General features: G+C 43.7%; 2 protein-coding genes. Both read left to right on the top strand.

The window, feature by feature from the left end:
* Nucleotides 1–63 precede the first annotated feature (63 nt).
* On the top strand, nt 64–1,239 hold the full coding sequence (locus F6K51_RS10565; protein WP_365939941.1) for a reverse transcriptase domain-containing protein: 1,176 nt from the start codon (nt 64–66) through the stop codon (nt 1,237–1,239).
* A 337-nt stretch (nt 1,240–1,576) separates the two neighbouring features.
* Nucleotides 1,577–1,939, top strand: coding sequence for a hypothetical protein (locus F6K51_RS10560; RefSeq protein WP_293020145.1), 363 nt, complete (start codon nt 1,577–1,579; stop codon nt 1,937–1,939).
* Nucleotides 1,940–2,149 lie beyond the last annotated feature (210 nt).

Genomic DNA, 2,149 nt, shown 5'->3' with positions numbered 1-2,149 from the left:
GCCCATAGCCGACCAACCATAAAGGCTGCCCTATTCTAAGGTTTCGTCTCCGGAGGTACGAGAATGCTGAAAGTACCGACCATCCAAGACAGAGCATGGCAAGTAAGCGCAAAATATGCCTTGGAACCAGCCCATGAGGCGACGTTCAGTGCCTTCAGCTATGGATTCAGAACAGGCAGATGTGCTCAAGATGCACAAAAAATGCTATTTCAGAATCTAAATTCTGGCAACAACGGCATCAATAAAAGGATAATCGAGCTAGACATTAAGAAGTGCTTTGACCGCATCTCCCACAATTCCATCATGGATAGGTTGATAGCTCCTGCGGGTCTGAAAATGGGGATATTCAGATGCCTAAAAGCAGGTATCAATCCGGAATTTCCTGAACAAGGAACGCCCCAAGGTGGTGTGGTCAGTCCACTCTTAGCCAACATTGCACTTGACGGAATAGAGGAAATTAACAAAAAGGTCAGAAGCATTCGATATGCAGATGACATGGTGATTATTCTCAAGCCAAACGACAACGCTGAAAAGATTCTAGAAAAAGTGAGGAACTTCTTAGCCCAACGTGGATTGGAAGTAAACCAAGAGAAGACCAAGCTAACCAAAACGACAGACGGATTTGACTTCCTGGGTTGGAAATTCCGAGTCCAGAGAAACGGAAAATTTCGATGTATTCCCTCAGAGGAAAACCATCGTAATATCCGGAAGAAGATTAAAGCCGTGGTGAATAGCTCGAATTATGGTGCTGAAGTCAAAGCCCAAAAATTAGCCCCAATCGTGCGTGGATGGAGGAACTACCACAAAAGCTGTGATATGAGCAGTTCCCGAGATAGTTTATGGTTTATGGCAAAAACCGCAAACCGGAAATTCCGCAAGGAAAAGAAAGTGAATCGGTACAAAGCCACCGAACTATGCAAGAAAGGCTTTCCAGCAGTTGGGTACGAACAAAATCAACACGTCAACGTTAGAGGGACTAAGTCCCCGTATGATGGAGACTTAGTCTACTGGAGTATGCGGAACTCCGTACTATACGATGATGCTACCGCTAAAGCTTTGAAAAGGCAAAACCATTCTTGTGGACATTGTGGATACAAGTTCTTAAGCGACGAATCTGTACACCTCCATCACGTCGATGGAAACCACGACAATTGGAAGCAAAAGAACCTAATGGCAGTACATCAAAGCTGCCACCAGATGATTCATTGGAGCAAGCCGAAAGGCAAGCCGAAAGGTTGAGGATACCTAAGAGCTGGGTGCGGTGAAAGTCGCACGCCCAGTTCGGAAGCGGAGGTGCCCTGGGTAATACCAGGCATCGACCGTAACAATTCTAAATTCTAACTTCTAACTTCTAACTTCTAACTTCCCTACTCCCTACTCCCTATTGCCTATTGCCTATTGCCTATTGCCTATTGCCTATTGCCTATTGCCTATTGCCTATTGCCTATTGCCTACTCCCTACTCCCTACCATGAANCCTTAAAAGCTGCCCTTTACAGGATTTCAAAGAGTCCTACATCCATGATTGAATCACTAGAATGGATTTAAAGCCATAACAATCCCAGAAAGAAAAGCTAATGGAAGTTACCTTTGATCTACCTGATGAAGTAGTAACTCAGCTTCAACCCTTTTGTGATCAGCTACCTGAAATCCTAGCCTTAGGATTGCGAGAATTTAATGCTATTCCTCAAGAAGGTTTTTCCGGTATGGCTGAAGTTTTGGAATTTTTTGCAAGTCTCCCTACAGAATCAGCTATTATTGCTCTACGGCCCTCAGAAGCCTTACAATCTCAGCTATCTATCCTCTTAGAGAAAAATCGGACAGTGGGTTTGACTCCAGCAGAAGAACAGCTCTGGCAACATTATCAATATTTAGAGCATATTATCAGAATCGCCAAAGCTAGGGCATTTTTGAAGCTAAAGGAAACTGAGGCTAAATGAGCAAAACCTATATTCCTGTCGCCCTACAAATACCGGGATAAACGTAACCTAAATCCAGGCAATACATTCTCACCAAATAATTCCGTGGGAAGGTTTCGCATCTCTCCTATAGCACCATCATACAGCAATCGAGAACAAGCAATCGCTTTTCAATTGAGTTTGAGCATGATAGTGGGTTTCATAATTAATTGTAAAAAGCACTGCATCGTT

It is taken from the genome of Moorena sp. SIO3I8 (assembly GCF_010692325.1).
Taxonomy (GTDB): domain Bacteria; phylum Cyanobacteriota; class Cyanobacteriia; order Cyanobacteriales; family Coleofasciculaceae; genus Moorena.
This window is presented reverse-complemented; position numbering and strand designations above follow the sequence as displayed.